The following is a 15,956-nucleotide window of genomic DNA, read 5'->3' on the forward strand; positions in this document are numbered from 1 at the left end:
TTATGACCCGTGAATCTTTGTGGGGCGGAAGGTAGCACGGCCGCGCACGGCGTGCTGGCAGCGGTATTTTTCCCGGGCTGGCCGTTTCTGCTATACGGCACTCCCCTATGGCCGCGGTGGCCCCCGCGCCGGCGGGCGCTGCTAGCATCCGCCGGCGCCGCCAGGGAAACGCGGCGGAAAACAGGAGGAAAAGCATGGTCGATGTGGTGCAAAGCGTGCTGGCCTTCAATGCCGGGCGCGACCCCGAGCGGCTCGCAATGAAGTACGCGGCGATGCGCAAGAGCCCCTTCGTCTTCCTGCGCGGGAGCTGCCACCGCTTCTACGAGCGCCTCCCGCGCGGCGCGCTGCCGGCCTCCCCGCCGGGCTGGGTCTGCGGCGACCTGCACCTGGAGAACTTCGGCAGTTTCAAGGGCGACAACGGCCTGGTGTACTTCGACATCAACGACTTCGACGAGGCCGCGCTGGCCCCCACCGCCTGGGACCTGGTGCGCTTCCTCGCCAGCGTGCGCGTGGGCGCGGCCAGCATCTCGGTCGGCAAGGCGGAGGCCCGGAAGCTGTGCGGCTGCTTCGTCGAGGCCTATGCCGAAACGCTGGCGCTGGGCGAGGTGCGCTGGGTCGAGCGCGACACGGCCGAGGGCCTGGTGGGCGCGCTGCTGCGCGGCCTGCGCGACCGCAAGCGCAGGTCATTCCTCGACGAGCGCACCCGGCTGGAGCGCGGCGAAGGCAAGCGTCGGCGCATGCGGCGCGTGCTGCGCACAGACGGCAAGAAGGCGCTGCCCGCGAGCCACGAGGAACGCGAGCGCGTCGGCGAACTGGTGCGCGCCTTTGCCGGGAAGCAGCCCGACCCGGCCTACTACGAGGTGCTCGACGTCGCGCGGCGCATCGCCGGCACCGGCAGCCTGGGCGTGGAGCGCTACGTGATCCTGGTCGCCGGCAAGGGCTCGCCCGGCGGCAACGGCCTGCTCGACCTGAAGCGGGTCAACGCCTCCTCGCTGCTGCCGCACCTGGCGACCGCACAACCGGACTGGAAGAACGAGGCCCTGCGCGCGGTGGCGCTGCAGCAGCGCGTACAGGCGGTGTCGGCCGGCCTGCTGCAGCCGCTGCGCATGAACGGACGCGACCTCGTGCTGCGCCACCTGCAGCCCTCCGAAGACCGCGTGACGCTGGACCGCTCCGCGCAGAAGCTCAAGTCGCTGGCGCAGGTCCTGCGCACCATGGGCCGCATGGTCGCGTGGGGCCAGCTGCGCAGCGCCGGCCGCCAGGGCTCGGCCATCGCCGACGAGCTCATCGCCCATGGCCACGACCGGAAGTGGCATCAGCCGCTGCTGGAGGCCTCGCGGGCCTGCGCAGCCGACGTGGCGCTCGAGTGGAAGACCTACTGCGAGGCCTTCGACGACGGCGTCTTCAGAACCTGAGGGGCTGGGTGCTCAGCCCAGCACGCGCAGCAGGAAGCCGTTGAGATCGGCGATCTCCTCCATGCACACCGAGTGCTCCATCGGGTACTCGTGCCACTCGACGCCGTAGCCCAGCGCGATCAGCGCATCGCGCGAGGCGGCCGCGCGCGCGATCGGCACCACGCCGTCGCGTGTGCCGTGGGCGAGGAAGACGGGTGTCTTGTGGTTCGCTGCATGGCGCTCGGCGGCGGTGGTCTCGGCCAGCGGCAGGTAGCCCGACAGCCCCACGATGCCGCCCAGCCGCTCGGCATGGCGCAGCCCGGTCATCAGCGCCATCGCGCAGCCCTGGGAGAAGCCGGCGACCACGATGCGGCCGGCCGCGACGCCGCGCTGCTTCTCCGTGGCGATCAGGCCCTCGATGGTGGCCTGCGAACGGCGCAGGCCGGCATCGTCCTCGCGCTTGACGAGGTCGGCCACGGCGATGTCGTACCAGGCGGGCATGGGATAGCCGCCGTTGATGGTCACGGGAATCACCGGCGCATGCGGGAACACGAAGCGCACCGGCCCGGCGGCCGAGAGATCGAGCTCGCGGGCGATGGGCACGAAGTCGTTGCCGTCGGCGCCCAGGCCGTGCATCACGATCACGGAGGCGGTGGGGTTGGGGCCGGTTTCGATTTCGATGGGAGCGAGGGACATGGATGGAGCGGGATTGCGAGCGTGGATGGCCCGAGTGTGCCCGATCCCGCATCGCGGGCCGGCCTTCAGCTTTGCGTCCGCCCTGCCGATATGCTCAGCGACTCGACGCATCAGGAACACGTCGGATTTCGTCCATCGAAGCATGAGCAACAGGAACCAGATGACGCAGCACAGCACAGGTACCCCGGTGAGCCGGCGCAAGACCATCGTCGCCACCACCATCGGCAACGGCCTCGAGTTCTTCGACTTCACCATCTACGGCTTCCTGGCGCTGGTGATCGGCAAGCTCTTCTTCCCCGCCCTGGACAGCTACAACCAGCTGCTGCTGACGGTCGGCACCTTCGGCGTCGGTTTCATCATGCGGCCCTTGGGCGGCATCGTCATCGGCGCCTATGCCGACCGCGCGGGCCGCAAGAAGGCGATGACGCTCACCATCTTCCTGATGGCGCTGGGCTGCGCCATGATCGGCTTCGCACCGACCTACGCGCAGATCGGCGTCTGGGCGCCGATCCTGATCGTGTCGGCGCGGCTGATCCAGGGCTTCTCCGCCGGCGGCGAGGTCGGCGCATCCACCACCCTGCTGGTGGAGCACGCGACGCCGGCCAACCGCGGCTACATGGCGAGCTGGCAATTCGCCAGCCAGGGCCTGGGCATCCTGCTGGGCGCGGCGGTGGCCGGCGGCCTGACCGCGGCACTGGGCCCGAAGGGCATGGAGGAATGGGGCTGGCGCGTGCCCTTCATCATCGGCATGCTGATCGCGCCGGTGGGCATGTACATCCGCCGCCACCTGCACGAGTCGCTGGAGACGGCCGGCCAGCCGGCGCCCCGCGAGGCGCGCAGCAGCCTGGCCGAGGTGTGCGGCGAGCATGGCCGCACGGTGCTCTCGGCCATCCTCAGCGTGCTGGGCGGCACGGCGGCGGCCTACGTGGTGACCTTCTACATGCCGACCTACGCGGTGCGCGAGCTCGGCCTGCCGCCCACGGTCGCGCTCTTCGGCGCGGTGCTCACCGGCCTGCTGTCCTTCGTGCTCGCCCCGCTGGTGGGCCTGGCCTCCGACCGGGTCGGGCGCAAGACGCTGATCGTCTGGGGCCGCGTGGCGATGATGCTGATGATCTACCCGGGCTTCCTCTGGATGATCGCCTCGCCCACGCCGGCCGTGCTGTTCACCGTCGTCGGCCTGCTGAGCGTCGCGCTGGTGGTGCAGACCGTGCCCGCCATCACCATGCTGCCGGAGATGTTCCCCAAGCACGTGCGCGCGAGCGGCATGTCGCTGGTCTACAGCGTGGGCGTGGCGCTGTTCGGCGGCTTCTCGCCTTTCGTCAGCACCTGGCTGGTGGGCGCCACCGGCAGCAAGCTGGCGCCGGCCTGGTACCTGCTGGGGATGACGCTCGTATCGCTGCTGGGCCTGCTCTGGCTCAAGGACTTCACCGGCCGCGACATCGACGAGGCCGGCGCGCACCGAGCGGACGCCGAGCCGTCCTCGAGGACCGCTCGCGCCTAGCAGGCGCGCCGCCATCCGGCAGCAACTGCGCGAGGCCTTCCACTGCGCGGTCTGAGGCGCGCGCCCAAGCCGCGGACCTGATCAATTGTGACAACGCTGCCGCGTCGGCTTCGAAGATTCGGCACGATGCCCAACTTTTGTCAGTTGGACACAACGATGATCAACGGTGCTTTCAAGTATGCAGACCGCCCGGCGCGGCCAGGACCACTTCGAACACTGGTGATGCTGCTGGGCTTGAGCATGTCTCTCGGCATCGGCACGACACAGGCGCAAACGAGCATCGGCACCACGCCGAAGCCGCAGCCGACGCCGCCACCCAAGGTCACGACAAGCACGACCCAGGTGGGCCTCGGCCAGGCCAGCTGCGCGCAACAGCTGGACGACCGGGCCATCGCGCTCCAGAAGAAGATCAATGATGTGAACATAGGGCTGCTCACCACCCAGGCGGCGACGACGACAGCAGACATCGCAGGCTTGGCCGCGGAAGCCGTCGGAGCGGTCATCGTCGCCGCTGAAATACCCGGCATCGTGGCCCAAGGCGCCGCGGCGGCCGCCAATCTCGTAGGGCTGGGTTTGGCCATCGATGCCCACATCAACAGCACGGAATTGACCAATCTCGACGCAGAGACCCGCAGCCTCCCGAGCTGCGACCAGACCTTCACCGGCACCGTGACGGTCGATGCAGGCGGCGCCGACGTGACCGGCGACTCCATCTTCAACAACAACCTAGCGGTCCGCGGCCAACTCGATGTGGCAGGAGCCGTGTCAACCAATTCGCTGGACGCCGCGCAAGGGATCTCGGCCATGGGCGGCGCGCTTCGCCTCGGCAATGCCGACGGCCAGACCTATGCGCCCGGCATCACCGTGGGCGGCGGCGCCGTCTCCGGACTGGGCGGCAATGGCCGGCCCGCCGCGCAGACGGCCGATCCGGATGCGATCGCGATCGGCAACGGGAGCATCGCCAGTACGGCGACGTCCACGGCCCTGGGCACTGGTGCGCAAGCCACGGCAAACGCCACCACCGCGCTCGGAGCGGGAAGTCAGGCCACCGGCGCCCGCACGACAGCCGTGGGCGCAGGATCGCAGGCCGTGCAGGACAACAGCACGGCGGCCGGCGCTTCCGCCTTGGCCACTGGCTTGCGCGCCACGGCGGTGGGCGCGACCAGCAACGCTACAGCCGCGGATGCGACGGCCATCGGCCACAACACTTCTGCGCTCGGTGCGGGCGCCACCGCTGTCGGTGCCGGCAGCCAGGCGCGTGCACTCGACACGGTGATTGGCTATCAGGCCCGCGCCACCGCCGACGGCGCATTCGTCGGCGGCGCGCGTGCCGCCGTGTCTTCGCCGGAGGGCGTCGCCATCGGCTTCAACGCGGCGGTCGCCGAACTCGCCCCTGGGGCCATTGCCATCGGGTCACGGTCGACCATCGCCCCAGGCGCCTCCGGAGCCATCGCCATCGGAGCCGGTGCCCAGGTCTCGGCAGCCAACGCCGCCGCGTATGGCGAAGGCGCCGCGGCGACGGCCGCCAGCAGCGTGGCACTGGGCCAGGGTTCGCTCGCGACGCGAGTCAACACGGTGTCGATCGGCAGGCCAGGCGGGGAGCGGCAGATCAGCAACGTGGCGCCGGGCACGGCCGGCACCGATGCGGTGAACGTGAACCAGCTGCAGGCGCTGGCCACCCAGACCGACCGCGACGTGCAGACGGTGGCCGACAATGCCCACCGCGAGCTGCAGACAGTGGCCGCCAATGCCCACCGCGAGCTGCAGGTGGTGGCTGCCACTGCACGGCGCGAGTTGCAGGTGGTGGCCAGCAACGCCTACCGCGGCGTGGCCATGACCGCGGCGCTGTCGGAAGGCGTGCCGGAACTCAAGCCTGGCGAAACCGCGGCCTTTGCCGGCGTCGGAAGCTATCGTGGCTATGGCGCCATCGCTGTCGGCCTGGTCCACATGGCATCCAATGCGCGGATGCGCTACAGCGTCGGCATCGGCACGACCGGCAGCGACGCGGTGATGCGCGCCGGCTTGTCCTATCGCTTCAACGACTGAACGGCGGCGGCAGCCCCGCGCTTCTCACTGCCGCGACGCGAGCTCGCGGCACTTCTGCAGGTTGGCATTGAAGCGGGCCGCCAGCCCGGGTTCGCAGCCGTCGGCGGTGGTCATGATGCGGCACATTCCGACCACCAGGAAATCGGACACCGCCTCGGTACACATCGGGAAACGGACCAGGGCCGGGTTGTCCTGTGACTTGAAGCCCCAGCTGCCGGAGAAGTCCAGCATGCGGCCCATCGCCTCCTCGAAATAGTCGCGGTCCCGCGCGGCGACGGCCGCTTCCATGGCCGGCAGCTCGGTGCCGAGGAAGCTCATGGCGGCGGCGGGGAAACGGTCGGCAGGCTGCTGCTGGGCACCGGCCGCGGCGGCGGCGAGGCACAGGACAGCGGGAAGGCAATGGCGGAGAAGTCCCATGGTCTCAAGTTCTGCAATGGCTTCGGGGGTGGCCCGCCGGCCGGCGGACGCGAAAGCGCTATTGGAACCCAAGACGGCCGAGGCCCCCGCGATGCCTACCAGCGCAGCTTCACGCCGACCGAGCCCTGCACCGATGACTTGACGCGCGCGTCGCCGCCCATCGCGAACACCCGGCCCAGTTCGCCGTACAGGCTGGCGGCCGGCGTCAGCGCCAACGTGAAGCCGCCTGCCACCTCGGCCGCGCTGTAGCCGTTGCCGCTCGCGACGCGGGTCGAGCCGGCCGGGCCAGTGAACTCGGCGAAGTCGGCACCGCCGCTCGCGCGGTACAGGTTGACGCGGGCATAAGGCTGCAGGCGGCCGGCTGCGGTCGCGAAGTCGCCCTTGACCCGCGCGCCCAAGCGGCCGATCCAGCCGCCGTGCGTGTCCTGCCGCACGATCGCGCCGCTGATCGGCGTGGCGTCGAAGCGCGCGCGCTGGTAGATCAGCTGGGCCTGCGGCTCCACCGTCCAGCGCTCCGAGATGGCGAAGGACTTGCCGGTCTCGATCGAGGCGGTGAAGCTGTCGCCCTTGCCCGATGCGCTGAAGTTGCCGTCCGGACGCACGGTGTAGCGGTGGCTGCCGCCCTGGATCACGGCATCGGCATAGAGGCCGCTGCCGTCCATCCAGGTGGCATAGGCGCCGAGGTAGCGCGAGCGCAGGTCGGTGCTGCCGACGCGGCCGACGGTGCCGCGGGCATTGCCGCTCACGTCCGCGCCACCGTCCAGGAAGCCGACATAGAGGCCGGCGCGCCAGTTGCCGCTGGCCAGCAGGTCGGTACCGGCCTGCAGCCCGCTGACGTGGCCGCGGCTCGCCGCATCGGCGACGCCGTCCTGGCGGATGTCGAGGTCGCTGTAGACCGCGCGCGCCCAGGCGCGGCGCGGCGCGGAGTCGCCGCCGGACACCGGCCCATCCTCGTCGCCGATGCGGCGATGCAGGTTGCCCAGCATCGCAAGATCGGCCTGGCGCTGCTGTGCCGGCAGCGCGGCGAACAGCGGCACCTCGGCCCGGTAGGTCGGCAGCTGGACCAGGGGCGGCAGCTTGACAGTGGTCAGCGGGTCGGTCCCGACAGGGGTTGCCGGATCGGCGGGCGTGCCCGGATCGACCGGCGTGACGGGTGTGCCCGGCGTGACCGGTGGCTGGAGCGTGGTGGTGGAGCGCAGATACCAGCTCTCGCCCGCCCCCTGCGCGTCGGCGGCGTAGAGGCGGTACTCGTAGGCGCCCGCATCCACGTGGCCATTGGCCAGCGTGAAGGCATCACGCGTGGTCTGCGCGGTGGTCGTGGCGCCGTTGCGCGCGCCCACCACCTCGATGCCGTTGCCCGTGGTCAGCGCGCCGAGGCCGCCGAGGTTGGTGATGCGGAGCAGGGTGCGGCCGCTGGCGCTGGCGCCGGGGCCGCTGAGCACCAGCCGGTCGCTCAGACTGCCGCTGTCGCCCAGCACAGTGCCCAGGTTGATCACGCCGCCTTGCCCCACGTAGGAGCCCGTGACGGTAAGCGTGCTGCCGGCGCGGCCGCTCAGCAGGTTCACCGTGCCGGCATTGCGCAGCGCGGCCACGCGCTGGTCGAAGCCGCCGGTGTCGAGGGTGGCGCCGGCCGCCACGGTGTGAGCGGAGGCGGCGCTGAAGATGTTGGCCGCAGCGGCCTTCAGGGTGCCGGCGGCCACCGTGGTGGTGCCGCCGTAGGACTGGCCGCGCGCGAGCACCAGGCTTCCGGCGCCGGTCTTCTCGATGCCGCCCGTGCCGGTCAGCAGGCCGGCGTAGGTGGCATCGGCGGGCTGGGCGAAGCGCACCAGGCCGTTGTCGGTGATGGCCAGCGGCGCGAACTCGGCGCGCGTCTGCAGCGTGCCGGCGGCGTCCACCGTCATGCTGCCGGTGTAGTCGCTGGCGTCGGTGCCCAGGATCAGGGTGCCCTCGGCCACGCGGGTGCTGGTGATGCCGCCGGCCTGCAACGGGTTGTTGAAGGTCCAGGTGCCGGTGTCCCGCTTCACCAGCGTCTGGAAGTTCGCCAGTGCCTGGCCGAACGTGTCGGTGCCCGTGCCGTCGAGCGTCAGCAGGTTGTTGCCGCCGCCGCCGTCGATCGGGCCGGTGATGGAGGAGCCGGTGTGGACGTGCAGCGCGTCGTCGCCGTTGGCGAAGCCCAGCGAGCCGATCACCCGCCCCTGGTTGGTGAAGTCCAGGGCCATGGTGCCAGAGACGCCCAGGATGTTGTCCGTGCCGCCCTTGTACTGGATGACCCCGGTCGTGCCGTTGACCACCGTGTTCGAGCCGCTCGAGTCCTGGAACCAGATCGCGGCGCCGCCCGCCTGCGATCGCACTTCACCACGGTTGACGATCAGGTTGCCGCTGCCGTGCGGATTGATCGCCTCGGCGTCGTACGCGGTGCCGTTGGACAGCACTCGGGCGCCCTGCTCGATCGTGAGCGTGGTGTTCGAGAGGAACTCGATCGTGTTGGCGCCGGTGCCGTAGTGGCCGGTCGCGCCCGGCGCGGCATTGTTCTCCACCGTCGCGTTGCGCTGGATCCGGATCGTCCCGTCGCTGCCCATGCTGATGGCTGGCAGGTTGGTGGTGCTGATGACGGCGCCGGGCTGCACGTCCACCGTGCCGCCGGGCACCGGGTCGTAGCCGCCGATGACGACGAAGGTCTGCGGCGTGCCCGGCGTGCACGTGATGGTGCCGCCGCTGGGGCCCGCACAGTCGGCGGCGGCGCTGCCGGCCACGCCCAGCAGGGCGATGGCCACCGCGGGCGCCAGGGTGCTCGATTTGCCCAGGCTGCGCGCCAGTTCGGATGCCACCGTCCAGAGTCCCTGTGTCGGGTTCCAGACCACCCGGAAAACGCGATTCATAGACTTCTTTCGTATTACATTGAATACTTAAGAATGTAGTTCTTAGGTTCACAATTTCTAAGGAACTACATCACGGAACCGCCCGGGAGCGCCCTTCATTGGTGCAGCACGGGATTGACAGGCGCCCCCCGTAAACTCGGGCATGGCTTCCAGACCTTCCAGGGCACCGCGCATGTACGAGCGCGGACTGCTGTGCATCCTCATCGGCGCGGCCGTGCTGATCGCGCCCCATTTCCTGAGCTCGCCAACCTGGCACGACATGATCGGCGGCGCCCATGTGGTGGGCTGGTTCGCGCTGGTGCTCGGCATTGCGCTGGTGGTGGTCGACCTCGTCCAGCGCGTCCGCGGCAAGGACCGCTGATGCGCGCGCCCGTACCGGTGCGCGTGGAAGACCGGCACCGCTTCGACACCCTGATCGACGCGCGCTCGCCCGCCGAGTACGCGATCGACCACATCCCCGGTGCGATCAACTGCCCTGTGCTCGACGACGAGGAGCGCCGCATCGTCGGCACGCTCTACAAGCAGCAGGGCGCCTTCGAGGCGCGGCGCGTGGGTGGCGCGATGGTGGCGGCGAACCTGGCGCGCCATCTCGAGGAGCGCTTCGCCGACCGGCCGGCCGGCTGGAAGCCGCTGGTCTACTGCTGGCGCGGCGGGCTGCGCAGCGGCTCCATGGTCACCTGGCTGCGCCTGGTGGGGTGGGATGCCCAGCAATTGGCCGGCGGCTACAAGAGTTGGCGCCGCCACGTGATCGACCGGTTGGAGGCGCTGTGCCCCCGGCTCGATCTGCGCGTGCTGTGCGGCGCCACCGGCAGCGCCAAGACGCGCGTGCTGCAGGCCATGGCAGCGCAGGGGCAGCAGGTGCTGGACCTGGAGGGCTTCGCCGCCCACAAGGGATCGCTGCTGGGCGCCCGGCCCGGTACGCCGCAGCCGTCGCAGACCGCCTTCGAGACGCGCATCGCCGCGCTGCTGGAAGGCATCGACACCGCGCGTCCACTCTACATCGAGGGCGAGAGCCGCCGCATCGGCCGGCTCGACCTGCCCACGGCCCTGGTGACGCGCATGCGCGAAAGCCCCTGCATCGAGGTCGTGGCAACGCCGCAGGCCCGCCTGGCCTACCTGCTGCGCGACTATGCCTACCTGGGGGATGACCCCGAGGCGCTGTCGCGCCAGCTCGGGTTGTTGAAGGAACTGCACGGCAAGGCCGTGATCGGCCGCTGGCAGCAATGGGCCGCCGCGGGCGAGTTGCCCTCGCTCTTCGCCGAGCTGACCGCGCTGCACTACGACCCGGCCTACCGACGCTCGCAGGCCAGCCATTTCGCGCGCTGGAGCGAGCGGCGGCCGGTGCCCGCCGACGACCTGTCCGACGCCGGCATCGAGGCGCTGGCGCGCCGCGTGACGGAACTCGGCTAGCTTTTCTTGAAGAGCTTCTTCGCAAGCTCGACGCCGGCCAGAACGATCGCGCCGGCCACGATGCCCACGCCCGCGTTGACGCCCATCGAGCCGAGGCTGCCGACCAGGCTGCCCGCGCTCACGGCCCAGGCCTCGACCGCATGCCCCAGCACCGGCACGCCATGCACCAGGATGCCGCCGCCGACCAGGAACATGGCGGCCGTGCCGGCGATGGAGAGCGCCTTCATGAGCCAGGGTGCCATCGCCAGGATGCCGCGCCCCAGCGCCTGCGCCCCGGCGCCCTCGCGCCGGCTCAGGTAGAGCCCGGCGTCATCGAGCTTGACGATGCCCGCCACCAGCCCGTAGACGCCGACCGTCATCAGGAGCGCGATGCCGACCAGCACCGTCAGCTGTGTCGTGAAGGGCTGGCCCTGGACCGTGCCCAGCGTGATGGCGATGATTTCGGCCGAGAGGATGAAATCGGTGCGCACCGCGCCCTTGATCTTGCTTTTCTCGGCGGCCACCACGTCGACCGCCTCGTCGGCGACCGCATGCTCGTGCCGCGCCGTATCGGCCGCATGCTCCTCCTTGTGCAGGAACTTGTGCGCCAGCTTTTCGCAGCCCTCGAAGCACAGGAAGGCGCCGCCGATCATGAGCAGCGGCGTCACCAGCCAGGGCAACCAGGTGCCGATCGCGAGTGCCGCCGGCACCAGGATCGCCTTGTTGACGAAGGAGCCCTTGCACACCGCCCACACCACCGGCAGCTCGCGCTCGGCCTTGACGCCCGAGACCTGCTGCGCGTTCAGCGCCAGGTCGTCGCCGAGCACGCCGGCGGTCTTCTTGGCGGCGACCTTGGTGAGGATGGAAACGTCGTCGAGGACAGTGGCGATGTCGTCGAGCAGGAGGAGAAGACTGGTGGCCATCGGCTGACCGTCAGACGTCGCGTTTCAGGCGGATCTCTTCGATCTTGATGTCGCCCAGGGATGTGGTCTTGGCCGTCTTCATCTCGCGCTTGAAGCCTGCCAGCTCATGGAAGCGCAGCGCGCGGTCGTTGCGCAGCGGCACCCAGATCGTGACGACGGTGCAGCCCTCCTCTTCGAGGCCGTCGCGCGCGGCATCCCACAGCGCCACGCCCACGCCCTTGCCCCAGTGCTCGGGCCGGACGTAGATCGCCCAGATCTCGCCGGTGGTCGAGGGCGTCTTGGGATCGCGCGAGCGGTCGAAGCCGACGAAGCCCACCACCTCCTCGCCCAGCACGGCCACGTGCACCTGCGGCTCGGCGAATTCGATGGCCTCGCGCCATTTCGCCTCGCGCGTGGATGGCGCCAACGCGCGCAGCTGGTCTTCGGACAGGATGTCCGCATAGGCCGCGCGGGCGGAAACGGCATGGACTTCGGCAATGGCCTTGGCATCGCGCAGGACGGCGGGGCGAACTTCGTAATCGGACATGGACAGAACGGGAAATCGATCGATGAAACGCCATATTGTCGCCGCCTCGCTAAACTGCCTCCCCCGCATTCACGGAGAAAACATATGCCCAAGGGCCAGCAGCGCAGCAACAAGGAATCCAAGAAGCCGAAGAAGGACACCTCGCCGCCGAAGGCACCGCTCGCGGGGCTGGAGCCGGTGCGGACCGTCACCACCGCGGTCATTCCGCGCGGCAAGCTGAAGAACAAGGAATGAGCGCCGGGGGTGGGTCCCACGCCATGGCCGAGGTCGAGCCCGGCGGCTTCCGCTTCGAGACCGAGCCGGGCCGCACCCTCCTGCAATCCGCCGAGGCAGCCGGCATCGAGCTGCCCAGCTCCTGCCGCAACGGGACCTGCCGTACCTGCATCTGCCGCCTGCTCGAAGGCGAGGTGCGCTACCGCATCGAATGGCCCGGCCTGAGCCGGGAAGAGAAGGCCGAGGGCTGGATCCTGCCCTGCGTGGCGGAGCCGCTGGGCGACGTCAGGCTGGACGCGCCCTGCGCCTTCTCGCACTTCTAGGGCGCGGGCTTCACCAGCCGGTCACGCCGCGCCAGCGAAGGAAAGAGCCGGAACCAGGCCAGCGCCACCAGCACGGTGCCGAGGCCGCCCGTCACCACCGAGCCCACCGGCCCCAGCAGCGCCGCCGTGGCGCCCGACTCGAACTCGCCGAGCTGATTGCTGGCACCGATGAAGATCGAGTTCACCGCGCTGACGCGCCCACGCATCGCGTCCGGCGTCTCCAGCTGCACCAGCGTCTGGCGGATCACGACATTGACCATGTCGGCGCCGCCGGAGACCGCCAGCGCGATCAGCGACACCAGGAAGCTGCGCGAGAAGCCGAATACGATCATGCAGATGCCGAAGGCCGCCACCGCCAACAGCAGCGTGCGCCCAACATGCCGTTCGATGGGCCGCCGCGTCAGCGCGATGGAGGTGACGAGCGCACCCACCGCCGGCGCGCTGCGCAGGAGGCCCAGCCCCCACGGCCCGGTGTGCAGGATGTCCTTGGCGAAGATCGGCAGCAGCGCGACCGCGCCGCCCAGCAGCACCGCGAACAGGTCGAGCGAGACGGCCCCCAGCACCGGCTTGCGATGCCAGATGAAATGCACGCCCGCCAGCACCGTCGCCAGCGATACCGGCTCGCGCGGCGCCGGTGCATGGTCGTAGCGCACCTGCATCACCAGCATGCAGCCGACGGCGAAGCACAGCAGGCCGGCGGCGTACACCACGCCGGTGCCGGCGGCGAACAGCAGGCCGCCCAATGCCGGCCCGCCGATGATCGCGCCCTGCATCCCGGCCGAGCTGAAGGCCATCGCGCGCGGAAGCATCAGCGGCGGCACCAGCAGCGGCGTCAGCGCCTGCTGCGCCGGCATCTGGAAGGCGCGCACCGCGCCGAGGACCAGCGACAGCCCGAGCAGCAGCGCGCGCGAGTCGTGGCCGCCCCGCACGGCCAGCAGCAGCACCAGCGCGACCGCGCCCTGCACGCCCAGGCAGGCGGCGACGATGCGTCCGCGATGGTGGCGGTCCACCACGTGCCCGGCCAGCAGCGCCAGCAGGAGGGCCGGCACGAATTGGTAGAGACCGACCAGGCCCAGGTCCCACGCGCTGCCGGTCAGCTCGTACATGTGCCAGCCGATCGCCACCAGCAGCATCTGGCTGCCCGCGGTGCCGAACAGCCGCGCGATCCACATCCGCATGAAGGGCCGCTCGCGCGTGAGATCGGAAAAGCTCGGCGAGGCGGCGGCGGGAACGGACATCGAATCGAGCATAGCCCAGGCTCGAAGCCTCATAGACTCGCTCGGGCATGACCGACCTTGCCGTGATCCACGAAGACGCTGACCTGCTGGTGCTCGACAAGCCCGCCGGCCTGCTCTGCGTGCCCGGCCGCGGCGACGACAAGCAGGATTGCCTGAGCGCCCGTGCGCAGGCACGCTGGCCCGATGCGCTGGTCGTGCATCGGCTCGACATGGCCACAAGCGGCCTGGTGCTGATGGCGCGCAGCCCGGCGATGCAGCGCGCGATGGGCGATGCCTTCGCGACACGTCGCGTGCACAAGCGCTACGACGCGATCGTGGACGGCCTGATGCCGCTCGCGGCCGACTGGTCACTGATCGATGCGCCGCTCATGGCCGACTGGCCGCGCCGGCCGCTGCAGAAGATCGACGTGGTGCACGGCAAGCCCAGCCAGACCCGCTGGCGCGTGAAGCGGCTGCTGCCCGAGCGCGACGCCACGCATCTGTGGCTGGAGCCCCAGACCGGACGCAGCCACCAGTTGCGGGTGCACCTGCTGTCGATCGGTCACCCGATCCTCGGCGATGCGCTCTACGGCAGCGATACGGTGCGCCAGCGTGCCGGGCGCCTGCTGCTGCATGCGAGCGTGCTCGAATTTGCCCATCCCGGCGACGGCCGGGTGCTGCGCTTCGAAAGTGCGCCGCCTTTTTCCTGAGTGTCCTGAGTGCCGTCCGGTTGTTCAGCCCTTGACCACCAGGACGGGTACCTTGGCATCCTGCAGCACGCGCTGCGTCACGCTGCCCAGCAGCAGCTTCTCGATGCCGGAGCGCCCATGCGAGCCCATGACGATCAGGTCGGCCGCGATCGCCTCGGCCGTGTCGACGATGCCTTCGTGCACCACGTGGCCATCGATCACGCGCTGGTCGCTGTGCAGCCCCTCGGCCGCCAGCGCCGCAACGCCGCGTGCCAGCGCCGCATTGGCGCTGCTGGTGGCCGCTGCGAGGTATTCGTTCTGGCCCAGCGCGTAGTCGGCACCGACGCCGATGAAGGGATAGTTGTCCACCACGTGGATCAGGGTGATGCGGCTGCCGAAGGCCAGCGCGAGACCACTGGCCTTGCTGACCGCGAGCATCGACGTTTCAGACCCGTCGATCGGAACCAGGATGTGATTGAACATGCCAGACCTCGTTTGTTCACATGCGGCTCGCATCGGAACCGGGCCTCGAATGTACATCCAAGGTGCGGCGCCGGGCTGTAGGACTGCTACGGCCCGGCGGGTGATGCTCAATCGCCCTGAAAACTGCCTGCGCGGCAGGTCACGACCAACGTATCCCGCCAGCCCGGCTGGCTGTCCACCAGCGGCTGGATCGGCGTCGATTCGTGGATCACGCGCGCGTCGTCGGCCAGCAGCAGCGTCCACGGTTCCGTCATCGTGAAACGCTCGCCGCGCCGCCCGGCCGCCTCGAACACGCGCGTCTCGCCGCCCTTGATGTTGTGGCGGCCAACCAGCGCCACGGCCACCAGGTCCACGCCGTCGCGGTGCGCGCCCTCGGGCGTAGGTCGCCCGATGCCCTCGGCCGTGTCGATGCGGAACTGGTGCGCCTCGACGAACCAGCGCTGCGTGCCGCGCAGGCCGTCGGCCACGCCGACCAGGGCCCTGATGAGCGCCTGCCAGGCCGGCTGCACCAGCGTGCCCGACTCCATGGGTGCGAACCAGCGCTGCATGCCGCCGTGCAGCGCGTTGTACTCGACCGGCTGCCAATGCGCCCGGTGCGGCACCTGCTCGATCTGCGCGTTCTCGACGGTGAAGCAGGCATGGCGCCGGGTGCGGTAGCGCCCGCCGTCCTTCAGGTATTCGTCCAGCGGCAGGTGATTCCAGTCGGCCTCCAGTTGCGCGAGTTCCGCGAGCGGATGGCCCAGCCATTCGGCCACGCCCTGGGGACTCAGCACCGCGTAGCCGTCCTGGCGAAGGGCCGGCGCGAGCCGATCGACTGGCGCGAAAGGCGGATCGAAGAGCCCTGTAGTCACTGGAAAACCTCCCCCCGGCTCGTCACTGCGTGTACTTCGCGCACCCCCTCCCGAAGGAGGGGGCGAGCGCCTTCGGGCGGCCGGGCGGCGCTCACTCGCCCACCTTCACACCCTTCCAGAAGGCGACGCGGTCGCGCACCATCTCGGCCTCGGGCTTGGGGTCGGCGTAGTACCAGACGGCGTCGGCGTTGAGCTCGCCGTTCACCAGCAGCGAGTAGTAGCTCGCCGTGCCCTTCCACGGGCAGGTGCTCTTGTGGTTGCTGAAGCTCACGTACTCGCGCTTGAGCGCGCTCGCCGGGAAATAGTGGTTGCCTTCGACGAGCACGGTGTCGTCGCTCTCGGCGATGGTGACGCCGTTCCAGGTTGCTTTCATCCAGGTCTCCAGGCCCCGCGGCACGCGGGGCGGAGC

General features: G+C 70.1%; 17 protein-coding genes. 8 read left to right on the forward strand and 9 right to left on the reverse strand.

Translation table 11 applies throughout. The annotated features are described in order from the left end of the window. The first annotated feature begins 194 nt into the window (after positions 1–194). Positions 195–1,415: a DUF2252 domain-containing protein gene (locus A8M77_RS06230; RefSeq protein WP_086920693.1), complete on the forward strand. Its 1,221-nt coding sequence runs from the start codon at positions 195–197 to the stop codon at positions 1,413–1,415. A 12-nt stretch (positions 1,416–1,427) separates the two neighbouring features. On the opposite strand, the gene A8M77_RS06235 is transcribed toward A8M77_RS06230, so the two are convergent. Beyond that, entirely contained in the window at positions 1,428–2,090 is a 663-nt protein-coding gene (locus A8M77_RS06235; protein WP_086920694.1) for an alpha/beta hydrolase, read from the reverse strand. A gap of 142 nt (positions 2,091–2,232) precedes the next feature. On the opposite strand from A8M77_RS06235, the gene A8M77_RS06240 reads away from it, so the two are divergent. Further along, a complete protein-coding gene (locus A8M77_RS06240; RefSeq protein WP_238136733.1) occupies positions 2,233–3,591 on the forward strand; it encodes an MFS transporter in 1,359 nt (452 codons plus the stop codon). A 240-nt stretch (positions 3,592–3,831) separates the two neighbouring features. Beyond that, positions 3,832–5,637, forward strand: a complete 1,806-nt coding sequence (locus A8M77_RS06245; RefSeq protein WP_143694554.1) for a YadA family autotransporter adhesin — start codon at positions 3,832–3,834, stop codon at positions 5,635–5,637. A 24-nt stretch (positions 5,638–5,661) separates the two neighbouring features. On the opposite strand, the gene A8M77_RS06250 is transcribed toward A8M77_RS06245, so the two are convergent. Then, positions 5,662–6,054 (reverse strand): hypothetical protein, encoded by a 393-nt coding sequence (locus tag A8M77_RS06250; RefSeq protein WP_086920696.1) that lies wholly within the window; start codon positions 6,052–6,054, stop codon positions 5,662–5,664. Between the two features lie 95 nt (positions 6,055–6,149). Beyond that, the gene (locus A8M77_RS06255; RefSeq protein ID WP_086920697.1) at positions 6,150–8,933 is read right to left on the reverse strand and encodes an autotransporter outer membrane beta-barrel domain-containing protein; all 2,784 of its coding nucleotides are present in this window, start codon (positions 8,931–8,933) and stop codon (positions 6,150–6,152) included. Between the two features lie 142 nt (positions 8,934–9,075). Here A8M77_RS06255 and A8M77_RS06260 point away from each other — a divergent pair, with 142 nt between their 5' ends. Continuing rightward, positions 9,076–9,294, forward strand: a complete 219-nt coding sequence (locus A8M77_RS06260) for a hypothetical protein (RefSeq protein ID WP_086920698.1) — start codon at positions 9,076–9,078, stop codon at positions 9,292–9,294. Then, the gene (gene mnmH / locus A8M77_RS06265; protein WP_086920699.1) at positions 9,294–10,343 is read left to right on the forward strand and encodes a tRNA 2-selenouridine(34) synthase MnmH; all 1,050 of its coding nucleotides are present in this window, start codon (positions 9,294–9,296) and stop codon (positions 10,341–10,343) included. The genes A8M77_RS06260 and mnmH overlap by 1 nt, the downstream gene beginning before the upstream one ends. Here mnmH and A8M77_RS06270 read toward each other — a convergent pair. Both A8M77_RS06270 and A8M77_RS06275 read right to left on the reverse strand, forming a co-directional pair. Further along, a complete protein-coding gene (locus A8M77_RS06270) occupies positions 10,340–11,245 on the reverse strand; it encodes a DUF808 domain-containing protein (protein WP_086920700.1) in 906 nt (301 codons plus the stop codon). The genes mnmH and A8M77_RS06270 overlap by 4 nt on opposite strands. Positions 11,246–11,255: 10 nt before the next feature. Next, positions 11,256–11,771 carry a GNAT family N-acetyltransferase gene (locus A8M77_RS06275; RefSeq protein WP_086920701.1) on the reverse strand — a complete coding sequence of 172 codons (516 nt, stop codon included), beginning with the start codon at positions 11,769–11,771 and terminating at the stop codon, positions 11,256–11,258. A gap of 84 nt (positions 11,772–11,855) precedes the next feature. Between A8M77_RS06275 and A8M77_RS36410 the strand changes: the two genes are divergently transcribed. Beyond that, on the forward strand, positions 11,856–12,005 hold the full coding sequence (locus A8M77_RS36410) for a hypothetical protein (protein WP_192871555.1): 150 nt from the start codon (positions 11,856–11,858) through the stop codon (positions 12,003–12,005). Further along, positions 12,002–12,307, forward strand: coding sequence for a 2Fe-2S iron-sulfur cluster-binding protein (locus A8M77_RS06280; RefSeq protein ID WP_052171169.1), 306 nt, complete (start codon positions 12,002–12,004; stop codon positions 12,305–12,307). The genes A8M77_RS36410 and A8M77_RS06280 overlap by 4 nt, the downstream gene beginning before the upstream one ends. Here A8M77_RS06280 and A8M77_RS06285 read toward each other — a convergent pair. Next, entirely contained in the window at positions 12,304–13,545 is a 1,242-nt protein-coding gene (locus tag A8M77_RS06285; RefSeq protein ID WP_238136734.1) for an MFS transporter, read from the reverse strand. The genes A8M77_RS06280 and A8M77_RS06285 overlap by 4 nt on opposite strands. Before the next feature lie 47 nt (positions 13,546–13,592). On the opposite strand from A8M77_RS06285, the gene A8M77_RS06290 reads away from it, so the two are divergent. Further along, entirely contained in the window at positions 13,593–14,234 is a 642-nt protein-coding gene (locus A8M77_RS06290; protein WP_086920702.1) for an RluA family pseudouridine synthase, read from the forward strand. A 24-nt stretch (positions 14,235–14,258) separates the two neighbouring features. Here A8M77_RS06290 and A8M77_RS06295 read toward each other — a convergent pair whose 3' ends face one another. The 3 genes from A8M77_RS06295 to A8M77_RS06305 all read right to left on the reverse strand — a co-directional run bounded on the left by A8M77_RS06295 (position 14,259) and on the right by A8M77_RS06305 (position 15,920). Continuing rightward, the gene (locus A8M77_RS06295) at positions 14,259–14,696 is read right to left on the reverse strand and encodes a universal stress protein (RefSeq protein ID WP_086920703.1); all 438 of its coding nucleotides are present in this window, start codon (positions 14,694–14,696) and stop codon (positions 14,259–14,261) included. A gap of 107 nt (positions 14,697–14,803) precedes the next feature. Next, on the reverse strand, positions 14,804–15,547 hold the full coding sequence (locus tag A8M77_RS06300) for a 2OG-Fe dioxygenase family protein (protein ID WP_086920704.1): 744 nt from the start codon (positions 15,545–15,547) through the stop codon (positions 14,804–14,806). A 91-nt stretch (positions 15,548–15,638) separates the two neighbouring features. After that, complete coding sequence (locus A8M77_RS06305) at positions 15,639–15,920, reverse strand: DUF427 domain-containing protein (protein ID WP_086920705.1); 282 nt, start codon at positions 15,918–15,920, stop codon at positions 15,639–15,641. Between the last annotated feature and the right edge of the window lie 36 nt (positions 15,921–15,956).

Source organism: Variovorax sp. JS1663 (genome assembly GCF_002157355.1).
Classification (GTDB): Bacteria; Pseudomonadota; Gammaproteobacteria; order Burkholderiales; family Burkholderiaceae_C; genus Variovorax.